The sequence below is a fragment of the Collinsella sp. Sow4_D11 genome, from assembly GCF_052116465.1.
Classification (GTDB): Bacteria; Actinomycetota; Coriobacteriia; order Coriobacteriales; family Coriobacteriaceae; genus Collinsella.
The window spans coordinates 111,584-135,701 of sequence record NZ_JBQKLA010000002.1; the positions used below are offsets into that span (position 1 = coordinate 111,584).

20 protein-coding genes, 6 tRNA genes and 1 pseudogene are annotated in these 24,118 nt (G+C 57.4%); all 27 read right to left on the reverse strand.

All coding sequences use genetic code 11. The features are described 5' to 3' along the window. Positions 1–3 precede the first annotated feature (3 nt). The 27 genes and pseudogenes from folB to whiA all read right to left on the reverse strand — a co-directional run bounded on the left by folB (position 4) and on the right by whiA (position 24,118). A complete protein-coding gene (gene folB, locus ACTQ40_RS01795; RefSeq protein WP_427718610.1) occupies positions 4–489 on the reverse strand; it encodes a dihydroneopterin aldolase in 486 nt (161 codons plus the stop codon). 43 nt (positions 490–532) lie between these two features. Next, on the reverse strand, positions 533–1,114 hold the full coding sequence (locus ACTQ40_RS01800; protein WP_441563206.1) for an HD domain-containing protein: 582 nt from the start codon (positions 1,112–1,114) through the stop codon (positions 533–535). Positions 1,115–1,116: 2 nt separating this feature from the next. Then, entirely contained in the window at positions 1,117–1,674 is a 558-nt protein-coding gene (gene folE / locus ACTQ40_RS01805; protein WP_441540597.1) for a GTP cyclohydrolase I FolE, read from the reverse strand. Between the two features lie 67 nt (positions 1,675–1,741). After that, on the reverse strand, positions 1,742–2,323 hold the full coding sequence (gene nrdG / locus ACTQ40_RS01810; protein ID WP_154517419.1) for an anaerobic ribonucleoside-triphosphate reductase activating protein: 582 nt from the start codon (positions 2,321–2,323) through the stop codon (positions 1,742–1,744). Between the two features lie 425 nt (positions 2,324–2,748). Further along, positions 2,749–4,971 carry an anaerobic ribonucleoside-triphosphate reductase gene (gene nrdD / locus ACTQ40_RS01815; RefSeq protein WP_427718616.1) on the reverse strand — a complete coding sequence of 741 codons (2,223 nt, stop codon included), beginning with the start codon at positions 4,969–4,971 and terminating at the stop codon, positions 2,749–2,751. A 567-nt stretch (positions 4,972–5,538) separates the two neighbouring features. Continuing rightward, positions 5,539–5,721 carry a hypothetical protein gene (locus tag ACTQ40_RS01820; RefSeq protein ID WP_154517425.1) on the reverse strand — a complete coding sequence of 61 codons (183 nt, stop codon included), beginning with the start codon at positions 5,719–5,721 and terminating at the stop codon, positions 5,539–5,541. A gap of 216 nt (positions 5,722–5,937) precedes the next feature. Next, positions 5,938–6,012, reverse strand: a tRNA-Val gene (locus tag ACTQ40_RS01825). A gap of 3 nt (positions 6,013–6,015) precedes the next feature. Further along, positions 6,016–6,091 (reverse strand) — tRNA-Gly (locus ACTQ40_RS01830). Positions 6,092–6,124: 33 nt separating this feature from the next. After that, positions 6,125–6,391 (reverse strand): hypothetical protein, encoded by a 267-nt coding sequence (locus ACTQ40_RS01835; RefSeq protein WP_441563221.1) that lies wholly within the window; start codon positions 6,389–6,391, stop codon positions 6,125–6,127. Positions 6,392–6,423: 32 nt separating this feature from the next. Next, a pseudogene (locus tag ACTQ40_RS01840) lies at positions 6,424–7,125 on the reverse strand (alpha-amylase family glycosyl hydrolase); the annotation flags it as partial. Positions 7,126–7,335: 210 nt separating this feature from the next. Further along, positions 7,336–7,411, reverse strand: a tRNA-Gly gene (locus tag ACTQ40_RS01845). Between the two features lie 42 nt (positions 7,412–7,453). Beyond that, a tRNA-Cys gene (locus ACTQ40_RS01850) sits at positions 7,454–7,527 on the reverse strand. 35 nt (positions 7,528–7,562) lie between these two features. Beyond that, positions 7,563–7,638: transfer RNA gene (locus ACTQ40_RS01855), tRNA-Gly, on the reverse strand. 105 nt (positions 7,639–7,743) lie between these two features. Then, complete coding sequence (locus ACTQ40_RS01860) at positions 7,744–8,490, reverse strand: anti-sigma factor antagonist (protein ID WP_441038749.1); 747 nt, start codon at positions 8,488–8,490, stop codon at positions 7,744–7,746. Positions 8,491–8,571: 81 nt separating this feature from the next. Beyond that, positions 8,572–10,917 carry a GAF domain-containing SpoIIE family protein phosphatase gene (locus tag ACTQ40_RS01865; RefSeq protein ID WP_441563207.1) on the reverse strand — a complete coding sequence of 782 codons (2,346 nt, stop codon included), beginning with the start codon at positions 10,915–10,917 and terminating at the stop codon, positions 8,572–8,574. 59 nt (positions 10,918–10,976) lie between these two features. Then, positions 10,977–11,066: transfer RNA gene (locus ACTQ40_RS01870), tRNA-Leu, on the reverse strand. Positions 11,067–11,661: 595 nt separating this feature from the next. Then, entirely contained in the window at positions 11,662–12,690 is a 1,029-nt protein-coding gene (locus ACTQ40_RS01875; RefSeq protein ID WP_441563208.1) for an ABC transporter ATP-binding protein, read from the reverse strand. Next, positions 12,691–13,782, reverse strand: coding sequence for an ABC transporter ATP-binding protein (locus ACTQ40_RS01880; protein ID WP_154517437.1), 1,092 nt, complete (start codon positions 13,780–13,782; stop codon positions 12,691–12,693). A 2-nt stretch (positions 13,783–13,784) separates the two neighbouring features. Further along, the gene (locus tag ACTQ40_RS01885) at positions 13,785–14,675 is read right to left on the reverse strand and encodes an ABC transporter permease (RefSeq protein ID WP_370450642.1); all 891 of its coding nucleotides are present in this window, start codon (positions 14,673–14,675) and stop codon (positions 13,785–13,787) included. A gap of 59 nt (positions 14,676–14,734) precedes the next feature. Further along, a complete protein-coding gene (locus tag ACTQ40_RS01890) occupies positions 14,735–15,772 on the reverse strand; it encodes an ABC transporter permease (protein WP_304212150.1) in 1,038 nt (345 codons plus the stop codon). Between the two features lie 157 nt (positions 15,773–15,929). Next, positions 15,930–17,606, reverse strand: a complete 1,677-nt coding sequence (locus ACTQ40_RS01895; RefSeq protein ID WP_441563209.1) for a peptide ABC transporter substrate-binding protein — start codon at positions 17,604–17,606, stop codon at positions 15,930–15,932. 294 nt (positions 17,607–17,900) lie between these two features. After that, complete coding sequence (gene secG / locus ACTQ40_RS01900; protein ID WP_006236144.1) at positions 17,901–18,155, reverse strand: preprotein translocase subunit SecG; 255 nt, start codon at positions 18,153–18,155, stop codon at positions 17,901–17,903. A 164-nt stretch (positions 18,156–18,319) separates the two neighbouring features. Further along, positions 18,320–19,873 (reverse strand): 2,3-bisphosphoglycerate-independent phosphoglycerate mutase, encoded by a 1,554-nt coding sequence (gene gpmI / locus ACTQ40_RS01905; RefSeq protein ID WP_441563210.1) that lies wholly within the window; start codon positions 19,871–19,873, stop codon positions 18,320–18,322. A gap of 5 nt (positions 19,874–19,878) precedes the next feature. Next, entirely contained in the window at positions 19,879–20,646 is a 768-nt protein-coding gene (gene tpiA / locus ACTQ40_RS01910) for a triose-phosphate isomerase (RefSeq protein WP_441563211.1), read from the reverse strand. After that, entirely contained in the window at positions 20,639–21,829 is a 1,191-nt protein-coding gene (locus ACTQ40_RS01915; RefSeq protein ID WP_304212190.1) for a phosphoglycerate kinase, read from the reverse strand. The genes tpiA and ACTQ40_RS01915 overlap by 8 nt, the downstream gene beginning before the upstream one ends. A 140-nt stretch (positions 21,830–21,969) precedes the next feature. Then, positions 21,970–22,995, reverse strand: coding sequence for a type I glyceraldehyde-3-phosphate dehydrogenase (gene gap / locus ACTQ40_RS01920; RefSeq protein ID WP_154517458.1), 1,026 nt, complete (start codon positions 22,993–22,995; stop codon positions 21,970–21,972). A 193-nt stretch (positions 22,996–23,188) separates the two neighbouring features. Then, the gene (gene whiA / locus ACTQ40_RS01925) at positions 23,189–24,118 is read right to left on the reverse strand and encodes a DNA-binding protein WhiA (protein ID WP_441048567.1); all 930 of its coding nucleotides are present in this window, start codon (positions 24,116–24,118) and stop codon (positions 23,189–23,191) included.

The following is a 24,118-nucleotide window of genomic DNA, read 5'->3' on the forward strand; positions in this document are numbered from 1 at the left end:
CGGTTAGCGCACGCGCTCGATCTCGACACCGCAGCTTGCCAGGGGAAGACCGACGGGCGCCCAAGGCTTATCGAGCTTAACACGCACGCCGAGCAGCAGAGGGTAACGACGTAGCAGCATCTGGGCCACGCCCTCGGCTGCGGCCTCGATGAGCTTAAACGTATGCTCGCGCAGATAGCCATCGACATCGTGGCACACTGAGCCGTAATCAATCGAGGCATCCAGGTTATCGTGCTCCCCTGCTGCACGCAGGTCGGCATAGAGCACCAAGGACACGATGAACTTCTGACCCAGGGCGTTCTCCTCGGGATACACGCCGTGGTTGGCAAAGACCTCAAGACCTTCAACGGTGATGCGATCGGCATGGCGCAGATCGTCATAGCTCACGTGGGGCACCGCCGTTGCGGTGGATATTTCGCCCCTTCCACGGCGGGCGAGCTCGGCGCCTTCAGTCTTGGTTGCATTCTCGGGCAGTTTCTTGTTGGTCATCGCGATCGTCTCCTTCGTTTAGAACCCCGACCGCGCAAACCAACTACACGCGAATCGACAGGTTCTTTTTATCATCGCTCCAGTTGCAGGCATTGCGCGCGGGGCATGCAAAGCAAGCGCGCGACGCTTTGTCAGCTGCATAGAGCAGACGCTCAAGCGGTTGGCTGTTCACGCGCAGCTTTCTATGGCCTAAAATGGCCGTCTTAATGGCCGCGGCATCGGCCGGATCAAATGCCACGTCATCGGGCATGCCGCCAAGAATCGCATCAGCGACGCGCTCGCTTGCAACATCATGGGATATACCCGATTCATACTGTTCATCTTTGCCGATATCGTGAAGAAGTGCCGTGGCGTAGATGACCTCGCGGTCAAATTCGAGCTGTTCCTCAAGATTCTTAATCCACATAATGCGCGCGACATCCAGCAGATGGTCAATACCGTGGCGGCAAAAGATGCGCCCCGATTCCAACTGTGCAATGTTGCCCAGGTGCCGCCGGAACAGCCCGTTGGCACAAATGTAATCAATGCGAGGCATGGCGCCAAAGGGAGTCAGGCCCGAAGGCATAAAGCCGCGACGCGGCGTCCCCTCATCGGTCTTCGATGTAAAGTCGTTGACGACTCTCATGGTTAGCGGTCCAGCATCCTAAAGAATCGCTCCTCGAGCGCGGGATCGGTCTCAAAGACACCGCGACGAGCAAGCGTTACGGTCTTGGTACCGGGCTTTTGCACGCCGCGCATGGTCATGCACATATGCTCGGCTTCCATCAGCACGATCGCCCCTTGGGGAGCAAGATATTCCATGAGGGCATCGGCAACCTGCGCGCACAGCTGCTCCTGCAGCTGCAGACGACGGGCATAGACCTCAACCGTGCGAGCAAGCTTAGACAGACCCGCCACGCGACCGTTAGGGATATAGCCGATCGCAGCCTTGCCATAAAACGGCAGCAGATGGTGCTCGCACAGCGAGTAAAACGTAATGTCACGCTCGATAACCAAATCGTTCGAAGCGACGGCAAAGGTTTTGGACAGGTGCTCCTCGGCACTCCGGCCCATACCGCCGGCAATCTCGCCATACATACGGGCGACGCGTGCCGGGGTCTCCAGTAAGCCCTCACGAGTTGGGTCCTCGCCTATACCTTCAAGCAGCAGCTTAATAGCAGTCTCGACTTTTTCCTGATCGACCATCTGGGCCTCACTTTTTTCGATTTCGCGTTCGCGCTATGGTACCACGCTGGAACGCAACCTCTTCCAGCTACATAGTATGGGTCGAATAGACCGGATCGTCCCGCCAAAGCTCCACAGCGTCGCAAAGCGCAACGCCCTCGCGCGCAGCACGAGCGCGCGTGGCGTTCATGTCGATCACGCGCTGATTGCTCGAGCCCCTAAAGCGCAACGAAATATCGTACAGATCTTGAACGAACGGACCGTCCACCAGCATGTCGAGGCAAGCAAGGATACGGTCCGTCACGTCGGTATGGTGACGGCCGCCCGGCATTAGTTCCTCGAGCACGTCACCGGTAAAGCACCAAATGGTCTTCCCAGACTCCACAGGGTAGGTCGCACGCACGCGTTCGATAAAATCAACGAGCCCCGCCTGGTTCTCGGGTTCCATAGGCTCCCCGCCCAGAATCGTCAGGCCATCAATAAAGGGATGATCAAGACTATCGATGATTTTGTCCTCGACGGCACGATCGAACGGTTCACCCGCGGCAAAGTCCCACGCGACGGAGTTAAAACAATTCTTGCACCCACGACGGCACCCACTCACAAACAGAGAAGTACGAACGCCTTCTCCATCAGCAATGTCGAAATACTTAATGTTCGCGTAGTTCATAGGTAACCTTCCTGGGGGTCTGGAGCATATCATCCCGTCCTCAAACATTCTCGGCCTTCGGCCTGCGAAACTGCGGGCGGGACGATATGCTCCAGACCCCTCGCGAGCGACACTCGGTGAACGAAGCGAACATCGAGTATGGGGTTCGAGGTCCAATAAAAACTGGGTTGCGGCTCAGCCGCCATCGCAAGTAAATCGCAGCTGCAGCTCGAATTATTTCCGCCAAAAACTTCGAGGAGTGAGCAGACCGCATGCTGCATCTCAGCTACATCAACTTGGCTGCCCCGTAGCGAGACCCCGGACCTTTGCTCGATATGAGTTCCGCACGAACAGGAGGCGCCAGTGGCGCCTCCGTCGTGAGCCAAGACTGTCCGAAATAGCGAGTAAAGGTCCGGGCCTCGCTACGGGGCAGCCTGGGATGGTTATTAGAGATGCAGCACGCGGTCGCGGATCTCCTCGGTTCGACCCTGGTTCCAGAACTGGGTACCGATGTAGCCGCACGTGCGACGGGCGACATTCATCTTCTCCTGGTCACGATTGCCGCAATTGGGGCACTCCCACACCAGTTTGCCATCGTCCTCGACAATGCGAATCTCGCCGTCATAGCCGCACACCTGGCAGTAATCGCTCTTGGTGTTGAGCTCGGCGTACATGATGTTGTCGTAGATGTACTGCATTACGCGAATGACCGCCTTGAGGTTGTCCTGCATGTTGGGAACCTCAACGTAGGAGATAGCACCGCCCGGCGAAAGCTGCTGGAACATGCCCTCAAACTTAAGCTTGTCGAAGGCATCGATCTCCTCGGACACGTGGACGTGATAGCTGTTAGTAATGTAGCCCTTGTCCGTCACGCCCGGGATAATGCCGAAACGGCGCTGCAGGCACTTGGCGAACTTGTAGGTCGTCGACTCAAGCGGGGTGCCGTACAGCGAGAAGTCGATATCGCTTTCGGCCTTCCACTCGGCGCACTTGTCGTTCATGTGCTGCATGACGGCCATGGCAAACGGCGTGCCCTCCTTCTCGGTATGGCTGTGGCCCGTCATGTACTTGACGCACTCATACAGACCGGCGTAACCCAGGCTAATGGTGGAATAGCCGCCCACGAGCAGCTTGTCGATCGTCTCGCCCTTCTTAAGGCGCGCCAAGGCACCGTACTGCCAAAGAATCGGCGCAGCATCCGAAAGCGTGCCCATCAGGCGCTCATGACGGCACAGCAGGGCGCGGTGGCACAGCTCAAGGCGCTCATCGAAGATCTTCCAGAACTTGTCCATGTCCTGATGCGAGCTCAGCGCAACATCGGGCAGGTTGATGGTCACAACACCCTGGTTAAAGCGACCATAGTACTTAGGCTTGGTCGGGTCATAGTTCAGAGCGTTGGCGACATTGTTAAAGCCGTTGCCCGAACGGTCGGGCGTCAGGAAACTGCGGCAACCCATGCAGGTATAGCAATCACCGTTGCCGGCGGTCTCGCCCTTAGACAGCTTGAGCTCGCGCATCTTCTTCTCGGAGATGTAGTCGGGCACCATGCGCTTGGCGGTGCACTTGGCGGCGAGCTTGGTCAGATAGAAGTACGGCGAATCCTCGCGGATGTTATCGTCCTCGAGCACGTAGATGAGCTTGGGGAACGCCGGGGTGATCCACACGCCGGCTTCGTTCTTAACGCCCTCATAGCGTTGACGAAGCGTCTCCTCCACAATCATGGCAAGGTCGTGCTTCTCCTGGGGCGTACGGGCCTCATTGAGATACATAAAGACCGTCACGAACGGCGCCTGGCCATTCGTGGTCATAAGGGTCACGACCTGATACTGAATCGTCTGGACGCCGCGACGAATCTCATCGCGCAGGCGTTCCTCAACGACCTCGCGAACCTTCTCGGCAGATGCCGAAACACCGAGCTCCTCAAGCTCGCGAGCAACCTCGCCGCGAATCTTTTGACGGCTCACCTCAACGAACGGGGCGAGATGGGTCAGCGAAATAGACTGACCGCCGTACTGGGAGGAAGCAACCTGGGCGATAATCTGCGTCGCGATGTTGCAGGCGGTCGAAAAGCTGTGCGGCTTCTCGATCAGCGTGCCCGAGATAACGGTGCCGTTCTGGAGCATGTCCTCCAGGTTCACCAGATCGCAGTTGTGCATGTGCTGGGCAAAGTAATCCGAATCGTGGAAATGGATCAGACCCTCATTATGGGCATCCACGATCTCCTGGGGCAGCAGCACGCGTTGGGTCAGGTCCTTGGAAATCTCGCCGGCCATATAGTCGCGCTGAACGGAATTGACGGTCGGATTCTTATTGGAGTTCTCCTGCTTAACCTCTTCGTTATTGCACTCGATCAGCGACAGGATCTTGTCGTCGGTCGTGTTCTTTTGGCGCTTCAGGCTCTGAACATAACGATAGATGATGTAGCGGCGAGCGACCTCGTAGCAGTCGAGACGCATGATCTCGTCCTCGACCAGATCCTGGATCTCCTCGACCGATACGGTATGGCCGGCCTTCTCACATGCCTCGGCGACGTTTTGCGCCGCATAGATCACCTGGCGGTCGGTAAGACGAGAGCCCTCCTCGACCTCCAAGTTGGCGGCGCGAATCGCATTGACGATCTTATCGATGTCAAAGGCAACCTCGGTACCGCTGCGCTTGATGATCTTCATCCTCTTGCCTCTTTCGCGTCGTAATCCCATTGCGCTTCAGAGCCAAACGATGCCTGGCAGGGCTTGTCCCTGTCTTGCGGCGCCGTCGCGCAATCTGTGTTCTCGATAAACCATAGGTCCTCATGCGGACAATCCTCGCGGCCGATCAAGCGGCTCAAAGGCGTGTCCAAATGGGACGAACAAGGTCTTCGTTCTCTGTCCGCCATCTATCATACGACAAAGACGCCTCTATATCCTGTATTCTTTTTTTAGGTCAAACACAACATATAGTGTTTCAGCAGGTCAAAGCAATTGGTCATTTTACAGACACATTAATTATGAGGGTTTCTTGGCAAGTCGGTAAAACGTTACCAACGCGGCTACCTGCAAGGCAGTTATAAAACCCCCTCGTCAAGCCGCCGACAAATCCTATCAAAACCAAGCCGCTCACGCGAAAAGAATCCAAAAGATTATGCTTGACCAACATGTTGCGGTCGAATGCCGGCGGACGGAGCGACGGGGCTGCAAACGCTCGGAAGACTACAGCCCCGGCACCCCGTCCGCCGGCATTCGATAGGCGCGGAGCTATTAGTTCTCTTCGCGAGCTATCATGCGGCCGAGAGCCGCTGTAAAGGGATCGAGCAGCACGCCGGCGATAACCACAAAAGCCCACCCCTTTGTGACAAGGCCCGCCCAGCGCGCGAAGAACGTACGGCCTTCAATCGTTCCGAATCCTCCCTGGAAGGCAATCTCGCCAAAACCGATCACCATAAAAGATTGCGCGGGGGTCAACCATGGAAACGCGGGCGACGTGCACGGTTATGATCAAAATAATCATCTCCAACGAGACCAAGAGGCCAATAACGACAAATTATGCTGGGCAGCAAATGCAACGTGAAAAAGCGACCGAGGTCGATAATTTGACGGCATATTATGTGTGTTTATAACAAAACAGTCCAGAAGCAAAGCCTCTGGACTGCGAACATTTGGTGGGCGTTACAAGATTTGAACTTGTGACCTCTTCCGTGTCAGGGAAGCGCTCTCCCCCTGAGCTAAACGCCCAAATGGAGCGGACAACGGGGCTCGAACCCGCGACCCCAACCTTGGCAAGGTTGTGCTCTACCAACTGAGCCATGTCCGCTTACGGGGATTAATCTTACGTGATACCCGCATCCTATGCAAGAACTTTTTTTGAAAAGTTTTGCGACGCCCTCGCGAACCTCACGAAGACATCAGCCACCTCAAAAAGGCCGAGCTCCTCACCCTGATACACGTATACCGAGCCCGGAAGCGCCAGCTCAAGCAAAAGGGCCGCCCGCGCGCGGCGCTCGCCGAGTTCACGGCCCTCGTCATAAGACGACCCGTCGCGTAAGAGCCAGTCGAGCGCAATCTGGTGGTAGCGCGTCGCCTTGATTTGCGGCAGGGCATAGCGCGTCGCCACGCGCGATAGATCTCGTGGACCTCGTTGCGGTCCCACAGCGGATGGGTGCCGTCGTCAACCATGTCATCGCCCTCGGCGAGATGCCACCGGTCGAGGTCATCGCGGTCGAGGTCCTTGGCGAGACCGTGCGCCACATCAATGCGAAAGCCATCAACGCCTCGATCGCTCCAAAACGTCAGGACGTCGCAAAAGAACGCATGAACCTCGGGGCATGACCAGACAAAGTCCGGCCGCTCGGGCGTAAACATATGCAGCTACCACTGACCGTCCGCAACACGCGTCCAGGCGGGGCCGCCAAAGTTGGCATTCCAATTGGTGGGAGGCAGCTCGCCATGTTCGCCGCGACCATCGCGGAAGATATAACGGGCGCGCTCGGGCGATCCGGGGCCGGCGGCAAAAGCGGCTTTGAACCAGGGGTGCTGGTTGGATGAATGATTGGGCACGATGTCGACGATGACCTTGATGCCGCGCGTGTGAGCCGCAGCGACCATGTCCTCGAAGTCGTCAAGCGAGCCGAGACGTGGGTCGACATCGCAGTAATCCGCCACATCATAGCCACCATCGACAAGAGGCGATGGGTAAAACGGGCTCAACCAGATGGCCTCGATGCCCAGCCGCTCAAGATAGTCCATCTGCTGGGTAATGCCCACGATGATACGCCCAAAGCTGATATTCGCGGCAAACAACGCCACAGCCACGCCCCAAGACGCTCGCTCCCTCTCGGCTTCGAGCATCCCGGGACGAATCGAACGATTAGTGAAAAGAACGGAAAACCCACTCCCCCGGCCACGACAGCGAGCGGGCTCCGGGTGCCCCAGGTTGCCGCGAAAGAGGAGGGAAGCGTACTTTATGTACGCGACCGACGATTGAGGGGCAAGATGGGGTGCCCGGGGCTCGCGCAGCGTCAACAAAAAACGCGGTTCGTTAGAACCGCGTAAGATAGTTGGAGCGGACAACGGGGCTCGAACCCGCGACCCCAACCTTGGCAAGGTTGTGCTCTACCAACTGAGCCATGTCCGCATATGTAAAACAAAACGGGCGCCGGAGCGCCCGGATGTTGCCTGGAGGCGAAGCCCGGATTCGAACCGGGGGTAAAGGCTTTGCAGGCCTCTGCCTTACCACTTGGCCACTTCGCCGAAAAAGGACCGTTAAGAACGGTCCGGAAATGCAATGGAGCGGACAACGGGGCTCGAACCCGCGACCCCAACCTTGGCAAGGTTGTGCTCTACCAACTGAGCCATGTCCGCTTGCGGGTTATTAATTTACGCGAGTTATCCAAAAGACGCAAGTACTTTTTTCAAAAAAGTTGCCCAAAGCAAGTTCACGCAGGAAAATCATGTCAACCCAAAGCGCTAAGCGCACGATTCCAATGCCGAACTAAACAGCTTCACCATCCGAACGCGTGTGCCGGCACCATCCGTGCGACGGGCAACCTCCACATTATCGACGAGCATGCGCATAAGCTTGATACCGCGTCCGCGTTCCTCGGATGCCATAGGTTCGCTCGCCCCATCGATAGAATAGCCAGAACCTCGATCAAGCACCTCAAGCACAACACGGTCCCCATAGGCCTGAATCGTCAGGATGCAGCCAACACCGCCCGCATGGTCATATGCGTTACCCAATGCCTCCCCCAACGCTAATGCGACGTCATAGCGCTCATCACGCCTCAGGGGAAGCGATTCGAGAAGCTCGGCCACACGGTGCCGATAATACGGGAGATTCTCGATGCCTCGCTGCACCTTGACGCTCTTGCTCCATCGCGGCAACTCCCCCACCGGAATGGCGGGAATCGACTCCCGCACCGGACCCGCAACATGAAGGATGTCGACAAGTCGGGCAATCTCCAAAAAGCGAACGACCTCATCGGAGGCGTTAACAAGCGAAAGCAGCCCTTCTCGTCTCATAAGCTCTCTGGCACGCGTAAGCAAAAACGCCAAACCCGTCGAGTCGATAAAACCCACGGTCTGGCAATTGATGACAACACGGCGCACGCCCCGGTCGATTAAATTATCCAACCGTCGGCGCAGCTCGGGCACCGAGGCGATATCGATATCGCCCGGTGGCGCCAAAACCGCTATGTCATTCCACTCATTCATGCGACCATGGTTCCCCAAAAGAGCTCGCTCGATGCAAACTTTTCTGCAACCGTTAGGATTCTGTATGCCCAACGTCGCGACCTACGATCGACCCCGTAAAAACTCAAGGGACACCAATGCAATGTCATCGTCCAGCGCCGAGTCGGTAAAGCGGTCAAGCTCGCCCAAGACCTTACCGCAGATGCCCGATACGCCCTCACCCGAAACAGAGAGTAGAAGGTCGCGCAGGCGTTGCTCGCCAAAGAAAGCACCCGAGCGGTCGCGCGCTTCGATCGTTCCGTCGGTATACATAAACAGCATGTCACCAGGATCGAACGTAAACACGCCCGTCTCGTACACCATGCTCTCAAAGGCACCGATCACGCCCGATTGGCACCCAAGGAGCTCCACTTCTCCCCCGCAGGTCTCTCCTCCGCCATGCGGCGTCGACGACGGCCTAATGACCATAGTGGGAGGATGTCCCGCAGAGCAATAGGTAGCGCGGCCCGCTTTAAGATCAATCTTGGCGATAAACGCCGTCACAAACGTCTCGACCCTCGAAAAGCCCATGAGCATGCTATTGAGCGAGCGGGCCATGCGAGCGGGTCCCGCACCCTCCCAGGCATAAGCCGTCAACGCCGTCTTGACGAGCGCCGACATCGACGCCGCCTCAATTCCTTTGCCGGAGACATCGCCCAATATCATAACGGCGCAATCGTCGGGAAGACGGACAAGCGTATAGAAGTCACCACCAACCAACGCCGAATTCGTTGCCGACAGGTATACCGAATCGGTTGCGATGCCCGGAACGTCGCCTAGCGAATTTCTCATGCCAATCTGAAGCGTCTGAGCGATATGACGCTCTTCACGCTTTTGAGACTCGCCCTCATAGATCAGCTCAAAGTCGTGTGCCAAATGCACCATGTAGTCGTATTCAAGGTCGTCGATTGGCTCCTGGCTGCCATCACGGAGCAGCAAAACGCGCCTCGTCGGTCCCTTGGCGATATCAGCGGGCACGATTGCATCGTTGCTTCGCGTACCATCCGCCTCCGAGCGGCAGCGCCCCGCCTCGATACCGGAATCGACATAAAGTCCCTGACACGGCAGGCCGTGGGCTCTCAACCATGCGCCCATAGTCGTGGATTCGTCCACGCGCGTAAGGCGCACGTGCTTGAGGTCGTCGGCGCTCGTCCCGCCCAGCACCGATGTCTCAAATCCATCGGAAATTGCCCCCAGGCGCGCCGCCGGCGTCGTGACAGAAAAGAAGAGTGACTCCGGATCGCCCGGCAATGCCACACGACTGCCGCCTTCAAAATCGATGACATAGGTTCCGAGGCCCGCATCATACTCCACGGGGCAGAAATGGCAACTGAGCACAGCGCAGATTTCGGTCGACACCGCACGCGAGGCGGCAATAGGATCATCGAGATAGGCAAACAACTCATCGCGCAGCACGTTGAGAGAACGGCCAAGCTCTGCCGTGCGACGTGAACGCAGACTCGATGCCATGCCGACTAGTTGGATGGAGAGATAATCGCAAATGACCTCGAGCACGTTGACATCATAGGCAAGCGGCGCCTGCGGACGTTTCCAACCGACCTCCAACACACCGAGCACCTGAGTGCCATAAAACACGGGAAGACATATCTCGCTGCGGTATGGAGGCATATCTTGCACGCGTAGCAGGTGCTTAGAACGATTATCCAGGTCCATAAACATACCCGAGGCAACCCTATCGCCCTCGAGGTCCTGCTGAATCGACAGGCGGCAGGCACGAGACTCACGGAGCACATACGTCGGGATGCCCGCACCATACGGCATAAACTCGGGCAGGTAGCTGTCATACAGCTCCTTGGAAACACCGCGAAGCTTAAAACCGCCGCTCTCAGAAAAATAGATGGCAGCACCCGAGGCATCGAGGGTTCCTACAAGCTGGTTCAAAACGGTATCCAACAAACTAGGCAGCTCATCGGAGCCCACCGTGCTCATAATGACCGACAACGTGCCCGAGAGGCGCTTATTCGCCACTCTGAGCTCCGAAAGCGCACGCTTGAGCTGACGGTCATGCGAATACTGCTCTTCGATACTATGGAGCGCCACGAGAACACGCGGCGCACGGCGGCCAAAGATACGAGGCGGCGTAACCGAGCCGGCACAAACTAGGACGGGAATAAAGGAGCCGTCACTGAGCTTAAGCATCAACTCGCTCTCGGTACCATTGGTCTCAAAAGGAAGACGATGTTCTGTCGCTCGTTCAAATGCTGACGAGTACAAGAGATCTTTAACGTCCCCGTTGATCACATCGGAACGTTCCTCGCAGATCAAGTCGAGCAAGCGATTGTTTACATGCAAAATGGTTCCGTCGAGCTCGCAGATAATGACAGCATCGCTCGTAATATCGACCAATTGGGCAACGTCAACCCACTCATTGCGCTCAAGCGTTTCCATCGTGAACCTCACCGTCTATCGGTAACAAAAAAGCCTCCGAAGAGGCTTCTCAAATGCGATGGTGTCGGAGGCGGGACTTGAACCCGCATGACCAAAAAGCGGTCACTAGCACCTCAAGCTAGCGCGTCTGCCAATTCCGCCACTCCGACATGCTATATTGTTGATTCGCAGTTCGTTTTGTTGGACCCGCGCTTTCAACGAGGAAGATAATAACCTATGATTCGAGAACTGTGCAAGCACTTTTTTCAAAAAAGTTTACGAATTTGAAAATGCGCAGGTAAATCTATATGTCCGGTCCCGGATCGGTGTTGCCTCCCGGCGCGTCCTCGGGCACGAGCGATATTTTGCTACGCACTTCGTGCTGCAAAATATCGCTCCCCCTGCGGAATGCGCCGGGAGGCAACACCGATCCGGGACCTGCAAATACGTACTTCATGCACAGTTCTCAAACATGTTCTGGGGGCTGATATTAATTTAGTGGCTCGGCTTTGCCGAGCCCTTTTATGGGGAGGCCGGAGCTAAAGCTCCGGCCTCGCTCAATTTCTTATTAGATTAAGTGAGCGATCAAGGAATCGAACCCCCTGCAGTGGTAACACAGGACCCGTGCTGGACTTAGTTTTCAGAACATTCCGCAGACCAGGAAACCCCCTTATCCGCAGCTCCGAAGGAGCAGGATAAAGGGTTTCCATGGTCGAGGACGTTCTGAAAACTAAGTCCAGCACGGGCCCGAACGATAACAACCGACTACAGGTCGATGTGCGATTCCTTGATCGGGAACGGCTCGGCGAAGTGGCAGGCGCAGCAGTGGCCCGGAGCAACTTCCCTAAACTCGGGAAGCTTCTCGGAGCAGATGCCCTGCGCGATCGGGCAGCGCGTGTGGAAACGGCAGCCAGTCGGCGGATCCAGCGGTGACGGCGGATCGCCGGCGAGGATGATGCGCTTACGAGACTTTTGGATATCCGGATCGGGAACCGGCACGGCAGACAGCAGCGACTGCGTATACGGGTGGTGAGGCTCGCTATAGAGCGTCTTCCAGTCAGAAACCTCGACCACCTTACCCAGATACATAACGGCAACGCGATCGGAGATGTGCTGAACGACGGACAGGTCGTGGGCGATAAACAGATACGCCGTACCAAACTTGTCCTGCAGTTCCTTAAGCAGGTTCAGAACCTGGGCCTGAATGGACACATCCAGAGCGGATACCGGTTCGTCACAGATAATCAGCTTGGGCTTCAGCGCAAAAGCGCGGGCAATACCGACACGCTGACGCTGGCCACCCGAGAACTCATGAGGATAGCGGTTGATGTGCTCGGGGTTCAGTCCGACAACGTCGAGAAGCTCGCGGACGCGCTCAATGCGCTCCTCCTTGGTTCCCACACCGTGAATGGTCATGGGTTCGGAGACGATCTCGCCGATGGTCATGCGAGGATTCAGCGAGGCATAAGGATCCTGGAAGATAAACTGCATCTCGCGACGCATATCCTTGATCTCATGCTTGCTCATTTCGGCAACATCTTTACCCTGGAAGAACACCTTACCGGCGGTCGGCTTGGTCAGGCGCATGATGGTGCGACCCGTAGTGGACTTACCGCAACCAGACTCACCAACCAGACCAAAGGTCTCACCAGGATAAATCTCAAAAGAGATGTCGTTTACAGCAGAGACGACGCGCTTGGAAAAACGCTTGGCGAACATGCCGGACTCTGCGGGGAACTCCTTAGAGAGGTGCTCGACCTTCAGTAGCGGAATGCGCTCGTTATTGTCTGCCATTTACGCCTCGCCTCCCTTCTTGGAATCCTTACGCGTGCGGGACGTCTCAGGGGCGTTCTTGAGGAACTCGGGGTCACCGGAATAATGACACGCAGAATAGTGGCCGGACTCGGTGACAAAACGCTCGGGGCGCTGCTTGCGGCACTTATCGGTCGCATAGGGGCAACGAGGCGAGAACACGCAGCCCTCGGGCAGGTTCATGAGCGAAGGCGGGTTGCCGTGAATCGGCGTAAGCGGCTTCTTCTCATCGATGGCCTGCTCCGGGATGGAGCGAATCAGGCCCCAGGTATAGGGGTGACGGCTCTCGTAGAAGATTTCCTCAGCAGTACCGAACTCGACGGGACGGCCGGCGTACATAACCATGATCTTGTCGGCCATATCGGCGACAACGCCCAGGTCATGGGTAATCATGATGATGGCGTTGCCGTTCTTCTCCTGCATTTCCTGCATAAGCTCAATAATCTGAGCCTGGATGGTAACGTCCAGGGCAGTCGTGGGCTCGTCGGCAATCAGAATATCGGGATCGCAGGCAAGGGCCATGGCAATCATGACGCGCTGACGCATACCACCAGAAAACTGGTGCGGATACTCATTGACGCGTTTCTCGGGCTCGGGAATGCCAACGAGGTCCAAAAGCTCGGTGGCGCGCTTGAGCGCCTCCTGCTTGGAGTAGCCACGGTGCAGACGAAGGCCCTCACCCACCTGCTTGCCGATCTTATAGACCGGGTTCAAGGAAGTCATAGGATCCTGGAAGATCATCGCGATATCGTTGCCACGAATGTGCTGCATCTCTTCCTCGGTCATCTCGAGGATAGAACGACCGCGATAGCGAACGTCACCGCCCTCAATCTTTCCCGGAGGCATCGAGATAAGACCCATGATGGTCATGGCGGTCACGGACTTACCGGAGCCGGACTCACCGACGACACCCAGGGTCTCGCCACGATCGAGCGTGTAGGACACACCATCGACAGCGCGAACGACGCCATCCTCGGTGTGGAAATACATCTTAAGGTCATCAACCTCGAGCAGATGCTGGCCCTCGGGAACCGGCTGGTCCTTCAGGTCCACATAGTTCTTGTTCTTCTTCATCCTTATGCGTCCTTCATCTTGACGTCGAGGGCGTCGCGCAGACCGTCACCCAGCAGGGTGAAGGCGAGCACCGTCGAGAGAATTGCCAGACCGGGCATGATCATCATCCAGGGAGCAGTCAGAAGATACTGCTGACCGTCCTGAATCATGGAGCCCCACGAAGGCGTAGGCGGAATAACGCCCATGCCGAGGAAGGACAGAGCGGACTCGGTCAGAATGGCGCCACCAATGTTCATAGTCGCGTAGACCACGATGGAGGCAACGGAGTTCGGGAAGATGTGACGCACGACGATACGAGCATCAGATGCACCCATCGCGCGCGCAGCGTCAACATAGTCGTTTTCCTTGACCGTCAAGATCGCGGATCGGAAGACGCGCGCAATCGAAGGCCAGCCAAGAATACCGATGGCGATAAAGACGTTCTGAAGACCACGGCCGATAACGGCGATCATGGCGACAACGAACAGCACGTACGGGAACGCAAGGAAGATGTCCGCACAGCGCATGATGATCGTATCCCAGATGCCGCCGTAGAAACCGGCCAGAGCGCCCATGACCAGACCAATCACCGTGGAGATCGCAGTGGCCATAATGCCGACGGACAGCGAAACGCGTGCACCGTAGATAACGCGGACGAGAATGTCACGGCCAAGGGAGTCGGTGCCAAACGGGTGCTCTGCACACGGAGCCAGCAGCGACGTCTCGGCCATGGTGGTCGAATCGGAAGCCGTCGGCGAACCGAGCCAGGGCTTAGCCCACAGATCTGCGGTCAAGGCAACCACAACGACGATAATGATCCAGCAGACACCGATAACGGCGAGCTTGTTCTTACGAAGACGCTTAAAAGCGTCGCCCCACAGCGTGCGAGACTTGGCGGGAGCAGATGCGGCCATGGTGGCGGTAGCCTGCTCCTGAGACTGAGAATCAGTTTCCTGCATGAGACGTACCTCCCTTAGGCCTTATCCGACGGACCGCCAAGGCGGATGCGCGGGTCGAGGAATGCATAGCTAATGTCGACGAGCAGGTTGATCACCATGACGACGACGACGATGAGCGTAACGCCGCCCATAACGATGGGCCAGTCACGCATGCTAATGGCGCGATAGACCTCATAGCCGATACCGGGCCAGTTAAAAACCGTCTCGGTCAGGATGGCGCCCGAAAGCATGGCACCAAAGTCGACACCAATATAGGTAACGACGGGGATGAGTGCATTCTTAAGCGCATGCTTGATGATGATCGCGCGATTGGAGAGACCCTTGGCCTTTGCCGTACGGATGTAATCCTGGCTCATGACGTCAAGCAGCTGCGAGCGCATAATGCGGGCGGCATAAGCGGTCGAAACCGAAGCCAGCGTAATGGTCGGAAGCACATAGTGCATCCAATCCTGATACTGAGAACTGGAACCACCGGCACCCGAAATCGGCATGGAGAATGCACCGCCCGTGGCGTCCTTGAGAATGACGCCAAAGAACAGCTGCAGCAACATACCGAGCCAGAAGGCCGGGACGGCAACGAGGATCGACGTGGTGAGCGTTACCAAAATATCCCAGAAGGAATAACGCTTTACCGCCGAAATGATACCCGCACCGATACCCATGATTGCCTCGAGTACGATGGCGCACGCGGCAAGTTTGACCGTATACGGATACTTCTGGGCAAAGATTTCCGTAACCGGCAGCTTGCGCTGATAGGAATTACCCAGATCGCCATGAAGCAGGCCGTTCATGTAATACAAGTAACGGTCCACGAGCGACGTTTGAACGGGGTCGCCGTTCTCGTCAAGGATCGCGTTGCCGTCCTCGTCCGATTGGACCAGGTGATAGCGGACGCGAAGCTGAAGCTCCACCTCGGGGGACAGAGCCTTGTCTCCACCGATCAGCTTGATCGGATCTCCCGGCACGATATTCTGGAGGGCGAACAGAATCAGCGTAACGCCCAAAAATACCGGGATGAACTGAAGCACACGTTTAACGATGTACTTACCCATACCACTCCCCTATCTAGGGATTAACTTAAATGGGATGCCGATCGCCAGACCGGCATCCCAAAATTACCATCAGCCAGTTTACCCCAGGTTAGGGAGAACTGTATGTTTCCCATGAGGTCTACGTAAATACTTGACCCTCACGGAAGTTGCAAAACTCTTAGGCGAGCTCAGCGGTACCCAGATCGGCGTGCTTCTGCGGATCGACATAGAGGTACTTGATGCGATCGGAGCCGGCGATGGTGTGCGTGTAGAACATCAGCGGGATGACCGGGCAGTCAGCAGCGACAATTGCGTCGGCCTCCTGCATCTTAGCGACGCGCTCTTCGTCGTCAATCGTGGTACGGGCCTCGTCGACCTTGGCGTCGAACTCGGGGTTGTTGTAACCAGAACGGTTGTCGCCACCGAGGGAGTCGGAGTGGAACAGCGGATACAGGAAGTTGTCCATGATCGGGTAGTCGGCAATCCAGCCCAGACGACCGAACTGATAGTTGAGGTTCTGGTACTGCTCGAGCAGGGCAGACCACTCGGGGGTATCGGAGACGGCGGTAATGCCAACCTTGGCAAGGTCACCGATGATGGACTCCATGATCTCCTTGTGGCCACCGTCCTGGTTGTAGGACAGAGTCACGTTAATGCCACGATCGCCGTTGGCGTCAGCGGGAGCAACCTTGTCGAGGTACTCGTTAGCCTTGTCGACGTCGTAGGCGCAGAACTCCCATGCGCCCTCCTTGTAGCCATCGATGCCCGGAGGAACAATGCCGTCAGCGGGGGTGCGGGTACCCTTGAAGATGGTCTTGCAGATGGCCTCACGGTTGATGGCCAGGGAGATGCCCCTGCGCAGATCGGCGTTGTTGAACGGCTCGGCCGTGGTGTTGCAGGTCAGGTAGTAGGTGGAAGGCTCGGCGCCGAGCAGCATGCGCTCGCCGTCGCCCATGGTGTAGCCGTCCTTGGACTCGCCGCGATCCTTCTTGGCGGCGTCGATCTGAGCAACGGGAACGTCGCAGATGTCAAGGTTACCGGCCTGGAACTCCTTGTAAGCGGTCTCCACGTCCTTGATGACCTGGAAGTGGATGCCATCGATCTTGGCCTTGTCGCCATAGTAATCGTCGAACTTCTTGAGGTTGATCTCCTGACCATCCTCCCACTTGCCGTCCATCATGAACGGGCCGTTACCGACCGGTGCAAGGTAGAAGCTCTTGACATCGGACTCGGCGCACTCGGGAACCGGGGCCAGAGCCGGGTGAGATGCGACGAAGGGGAAGTCGGCGTAAGCGGAAGTCAGCTTGACGACGAGGGTCTCATCGTCAGGGCAGGTAACACCGCTGAGCTCAGTAGTGTTACCGGCAAGCAGATCGTCATAGCCCTCGACCATGGAAAGGTGATAGGAGACCTCGGAAGGACCATACTCTTTAGCGACAGCGGACTTGGTGCTGACCAGACGCTCCCAACCGAGCTTGAAGGACTTGGAGGTAACGTCATCACCGTTGTGGAACTTGGCCTTCTTGATCTTGAAGGTAAACTCGGTGGCGTCGTCGTTGGCCTCGAAGGACTCGCAAGCCAGCGGAACGATCTCGCCCTTCTCGGCGTCATAAGAGGTCAGAGCGTCAAAGAGCTGGTACTCGACCTGAGTGCCCTGGTCCTCCTGGACATTGTAGGGGTCGATGCAGACCGGGTTATTGATGTAGAAGTTCAGCGTCGAACCGGACTCAGAACCGGAAGCGTCGCCGCCCTTCTTGCCGCATGCGGCAAGAAAAGCCATGGAGCTCGCAGCAAGGGTACCGCCGACAAAGGCGCGACGACCCATAACGGGCTGGTGGAACATAGAATCAGCCATGCCATCCTCCTTATGAGATAGGACAAAGAAATGTTCAGTCGGACATATGTCGAGACAATCCGATCCGAACTATCGAAACGCCGCCCGTTGCTATGGCTGGTTATGCACAACAGGCCAACGTTTTCAATACAGTAGCGCATTTTATGCACTATTTGGGGCTAATTCCGGTTAACGGTCGAGAATTTCTTTAGTTGGGCGCAGTATGTGGTGATATTCTGGCTCTGTTACAAGTCTGTAAACAAAAAGGGTCCCGCACTTGCGGAACCCTTTTCAATTATTTTATGCGGCTCGTGCTTAGTAGCCCACGATGCCCTGCGGGAAGAAGAACATGCACAGCACGACGCACACGGCAAACACGACAGCCATGATGACGGTCAGGCGGTCAAGGTTCTGCTCCATAACGCCCGTGGCAGAGCTGGAGTTATACAGCGAGCTGGCGATCATATCCGAAACGCCGGTGCCCTTACCGGAATGCATCAGGACGAGAATCGTCAGCGCCACGGCAGAGACAGCCCAAACTACAAACAGCAGAATCTGAAACGGACCCATAGAGAAGCTCCTTAATAGAACAATTCAAACTCTAGTACTGTACCACAACCCCCGACACTCCCCACCTGCCATTTGGGGACGAGGTAGAAATGGCAGAAATACCAAAAAAGGGGGTTGCCCGAATATGGTCAACCCCCTTGCAAAGAAACGCTTGGCGTTTTCTCTTAGGCCTCGGTCGCGAGCACGCGGCCCGTCATCTCGGCGGAAGGCTCCAGACCAGCCATGGTGAGCATAGTCGGGGCGATATCGGAAAGTCGACCGTCCTCGATACCGGTGAGCTGTGCCTTCTCATCAACGATGATGAACGGCACGCGGTTGGTGGTGTGAGCCGTAAACGGATGCTTGGAACCGTCGGAAGCAACGTCAAACATGTGATCGGCGTTGCCGTGGTCGGCGGTAATCAGCGCAAAGCCGCCCTTAGCGAGAATCGCCGGGACAACCTTGGACAGGGCATCGTCAACAGCCTCGACGGCCTTAACGGCCGCGTCAAAGACACCGGTGTGACCAACCATATCGCAGTTCGCGAAGTTCACGATGTAGAAATCAGCGCGATCCTCGTTGATGGCAGCGACGAGCTTCTCGGTAACCTCGGGAGCGCTCATCTCGGGCTGCAAATCGTAGGTAGCAACCTTGGGGGAAGCGACGAGCACGCGCTCCTCGCCTTCCTTGGGCTCCTCGATGCCGCCGTTAAGGAAGAACGTCACGTGGGCGTACTTCTCGGTCTCGGCGGTGTGCAGCTGCTTCAGGCCATTGGCTGCGATAACGTCGGCCAGAACGTTCTCGGGGAACGTCTTGGGGAAGGCGACCTCGACGTCAAACGTCGGATCGTATTCGGTCATCGTCACAAAGTGCGAGAACTTGATCTGCTCGCGCTCAAAGCCGTCGAACTCCTTGTCCGTGAACACGCGGGTCATCTGACGAGCGCGGTCGGGACGGAAGTTGAAGAAGATGGCCGCGTCGCCCTCGTGGATGCCCTCGTTGTGGGCAGCGAACGGCTCAACGAACTCATCGCCGCGCGGATCCTTCTCGTAGTAGGCCTTGATACCGGCAACGGGGTCGGTATCGGCATCGGACGCATTGACCATGACGTCGTAGGCGCGCTCGATGCGCTCCCAACGGTTGTCGCGGTCCATGGCCCAATAACGGCCCGAGACGGTAGCAACGCGAGCGTCGCAACCAGTCTCCTCGGAGATCTTGGCCAGGAAGGCGCAGAACTCGCTCATGTAGCCGGCACCGGACTGCGGATCGACGTCGCGGCCATCCATAAAGGCGTGAACGCGAACGGTCTTAATGCCATACTGGGCAGCCATCTTGACCAGGGCCTCGACATGGTTCATGTGAGAATGAACACCGCCGGGGCTCATGAGGCCCATGAGGTGCAGGGTCTTGCCCTCGGCCTTGACGTCATCCATAGCCTTGACGAAAACCTCGTTCTTGGCGATGGAGCCGTCCTTGATGGCGTTGTTGATGCGCGAAAGCTCCTGAAACACGATGCGGCCGGCACCGATGTTGAGGTGACCCACCTCGGAGTTGCCCATCTGGCCGTCGGGAAGGCCCACGTCCTCGCCCGAAGCACCGAGCGTGGTGTGAGGATACTTCTCGTACAGGCTATCGAGGAAGGGCGTCTTGGCGGCAGCGACGGCGTTCTCGCCGTCGGCCGGAGCCAAGCCGCAGCCATCCATGATGATTAGGAGTGCAGGAAGATGACGCTGTGCCATATGCCCTACTCGCCTGCCTTGACGACCATAGAGGCGAAGTCGGCAGCCTTGAGCGAAGCGCCGCCCACGAGGGCGCCGTCAACGTCGGGCTTGGCAACAAGCTCGGCGATGTTGGCGGGCTTGGCGGAGCCACCATAAAGAACGCGGATGCCGTTGGCGAGCTCCTCGCCGAACATCTCCTTGAGGGTCTTACGGATAGCGCCGCAGACCTCCTGAGCGTCCTCGGCGGTAGCGGTCTTGCCGGTGCCGATGGCCCAGATGGGCTCGTAGGCGACGACGACCTGCTTGGGGCAGGTGATCTCAAGACCCTCGAGACCAGCCTTGACCTGGTTCACGACATGCTCGACATAGGTGCCGGCCTCGCGAACCTCAAGGGACTCACCGCAGCAGAAGACGGGAACAAGACCGGCGGCAACGAGAGCCTTAGCCTTCTTGTTCTGGTCCTCATCGGTCTCGTGGAAGTAGTCACGACGCTCGGAGTGGCCGATGATGCAGTAGGTGCAGCCAGCGGACTTGAGCATGTCGCAAGAGGACTCACCGGTGAAGGCACCCTTGGCCTCCCAGTACACGTTCTGTGCACCGAGGGCGATGGGGGCAGCCTGAATGCGGTCATGAACCGTAGTAATGTCGATGGTCGGAGGGCAGACGAGCACCTCGACGCCAGCCGGCACCTCGGGCAGAGCCTGGGCCAGCTCGTCGGCGAGCTTGGCAGCCTCGGCGACGTCGTTGTTCATCTTCCAGTTACCAGCGATAAGAAGGGTGCGATTAGGCATCGAGAAGCGCCTCCACTCCGGGCAGGGCCTTACCCTCGACGAGCTCCATGGAAGCGCCACCGCCGGTGGAGATCCAGCTCATCTTGTCGGCCAGGTTAAACTTGTTGACGGCTGCGACGGAATCGCCACCACCGATGATCGAGGTGCAATCAGCCTCGGCGACAGCCTCGGCGATAGCCTGGGTGCCGTGAGCGAAGTTGTCGAACTCAAAGACGCCCATGGGGCCATTCCAGAATACGGTCTTGGCGCCCTTGACGGCCTCGGCGTAGAGCTCCTCGGTCTTGGGGCCGATGTCCATGCCCTCACGGTCGTCGGGGATAGCGTCGGAAGCGACAACCTCGGGGACAGCGTCCTCGCCAAAGTGGTCGGCAACACGGTTGTCGATGGGGAGCAGGATCTTGACGCCCTTCTCCTCGGCCTTCTTGAGCATCTCGCCAGCGCGCTCGACCCAGTCCTCTTCCTTGAGGGACTGACCGACGGTCATGCCCTGAGCCAGGAAGAAGGTATAGGCCATGCCGCCACCGATAATCAGGGTGTCGGCGGAGTCGATAAGGTGATCGAGAACGCCGATCTTGGAGGAAACCTTGGAACCGCCGACGATGGCGACGAAGGGACGCTCGGGCTCGGCGAAGATACCGGTCAGCGTGTCGACCTCCTTCTCCAGAAGGAAGCCAGCGACTGCGGGCAGGTAAGCGGCGGGACCCACGACGGAACCCTGGGCGCGGTGAGCGGTACCGAAGGCGTCGAGGACGAAGACGTCGCCATAGGAAGCGAGGGTCTTGGCGATCTCGGGATCGTTCTTCTTCTCACGCTTGTCAAAACGGACGTTCTCGAGAACGAGAACCTTGCCCGGCTCGACGGCGGCGACGGCCTCGGCGGCCTTCTCGCCATAAGTGTCGGCGACAAAAGCAACATCGAGACCAGAGAGCTCGGCGAGCTTCTTGGCGACGGGCTCGAGGGAAAGCTCGGGCTGGAAGCCGGTGCCCTCGGGACGGCCGAGGTGGCTCATGAGGATAACGCGAGCATTGTGCTCAACGAGATAGTTGATGGTGGGCAGGGCAGCCTTGATACGGGTGGTGTCGCCAACGACGCCATCCTTGATAGGCACGTTGAAGTCAACGCGGACGAGAACGCGCTTGCCGTCGACATCGATGTCGCGGACGGTCTTCTTGGTAAAGGCCATGTTTGCTTCTACCTTTCGTACGTGTCTGCCTCCCATTACGGCAGACGATTTCTTATAAAAAGGGCGCGACCTTAGGGTGTAAGCCCTATAAGGCCGCGCCCTTTTTTAGACGCTCAACGAGCTATTCGCTAAAAGCCAAATTAAGCAACGAACTTCTCGAAGTACTTGATGGTGCGGACCATCTGAGAGGTGTAGGAGTTCTCGTTGTCGTACCAAGAGGTAACCTGAACGAGGGTCTGGCCGTTGCCGAGGTCAGAGCACATGGTCTGAGTGGCGTCGAAGATGGAGCCATGGGTCTCGCCGATGATATCGGTGGAGACGATGTCGTCCTCGTTGTAAGCGAAGGTCTCGGAGATGGTGGCAGCGTAGGCCTTCATAGCGGCGTTGACCTCGTCGGCGGTAACCTTCTTGTCAACGACAGCGTAGAGGTTGGTGAGGGAGCCGGTCGGCGTCGGGACGCGCTGGGCGGCACCGATGAGCTTACCGTTGAGCTCGGGGAGAACCAGGCCGATAGCCTTGGCAGCACCGGTGGTGTTGGGGACGATGTTGACGGCGCAGGCGCGGCTACGACGCTTGTTGCCCTTGCGCTGCGGGCCGTCGAGCGGCATCTGGTCGCCAGTCCAGGCGTGAATGGTGGTCATGATGCCGGACACGATGGGAGCGAAGTCGTTCAGACCCTTGGCCATCGGGGCGAGGCAGTTGGTGGTGCAGGAAGCAGCGGAGATGATGTTGTCCTCAGCGGTCAGCGTCTCATGGTTGACGTTGTACACGATGGTGGGCAGATCGCTGCCGGCCGGAGCGGAGATGACGACCTTCTTGGCACCAGCGTTGATGTGGGCCTGAGCCTTAGCCTTGCTGGTGTAGAAGCCAGTGCACTCGAGAACGACGTCGACGTCGAGGTCGCCCCAAGGCAGGTTGTTGGCGTCGGCCTCCTTGTAGATCTTGATCTCCTTGCCGTCAACGGTGATGGAATCCTCGCCAGCGACGACCTCGTGATCGCGAGCATAGTTGCCCTGCGTGGAGTCGTACTTCAGCAGGTAAGCGAGCATATCGGGAGAGGTGAGGTCGTTGATAGCGACGATCTCGGAGCCCTCATGACCGAACATCTGACGGAAGGCCAGACGACCGATGCGACCGAAGCCGTTAATAGCAACCTTTACTGCCATTGTGTCTCCTTTCGTAAGGCCCCCGCAAGCTACAGCGCCCGCCGTTGAGGCCCACAAACTAACCACTCGCCTAATATACCTTTTTTTTGACTTGAATTTCACGAGAATGCTCGAAATTGAAAATCAAATTTGCTTTAAAACGTTTTAAAGCATAAAACAGCAGTTCAAGTACTATATAAACTGCCGCTTTAAACTACCTGTTCGCTTCAATGAGCTTTTCAAGACGCAAAACACGGTGATATAGGGCCGACTTTGACAAAGGAGGGTCGGCCATCTCCCCCAAATCTCGCAGTGAGAGATCGGGATAGCGCTCGCGTAAGTCACAAAAGGCCGCCAAGGCATCCGGGAGCACATCGCGCATGCCGCGTCGCTCAAGCTCCTCGATAAGCGCGAGCTGATGTTGGGCAGCGCCGGCGCTTCTCGTCTGGTTGGCCAGCTCAGCATTCACGCGACGATTTACGTCGTTTTTCACCAACTTGACCGCACGGGCTTCCTCGATTTCGGCAACGCTGCGCTTGGCACCAATCAATTTGAGTAAATGCTCAATCTCCTCGGCGCTCTTGATGTACACGGCATATGATCCTCGCCGGGCGTTGACGCGTGCATGAACCCCGACCTGCCCCAACAGGTCGCAAAGCCCCTTGGCGTATTGTTCGCCCTGAACCGCAATCTCCAGGTGAAAATCGCCACGCGGGTCTGCCACAAAGCCGCCGGCAATCAAAGCGCCGCGAATGTAGGCGAGCCTGCAGCAGGGCCGGGCGACGATATGGCGCGGCACACCGGCGACGAGCCCTCCCCTGCGGTCGAGAATGCCCAGCAGAACCAAAGCCTTATCGAGGTCGGGCTGGTCGGGCAAGGTGATGAGATAGTTTCGCACCTTATGCAAGACCGACTTGCGAACGGTAAACTCCGTTTTGAGCTTGAGGATGCGGTGCGTCAGCGTAATCATCGTGCGTGCAACGGCACCCGTCTCGGTCGCAACCGTCAAACGGTACCGACCAGAGCCCGCCAGCGAAAGCGTGCCACTCACACGTGTAAGAGCGGCAAGTGTCGACAGATCGCAATATTCACATTCGGGTTCGCAGCGCGCAAGCTCGTCACGCACCTCGGCGGTAAACGACAT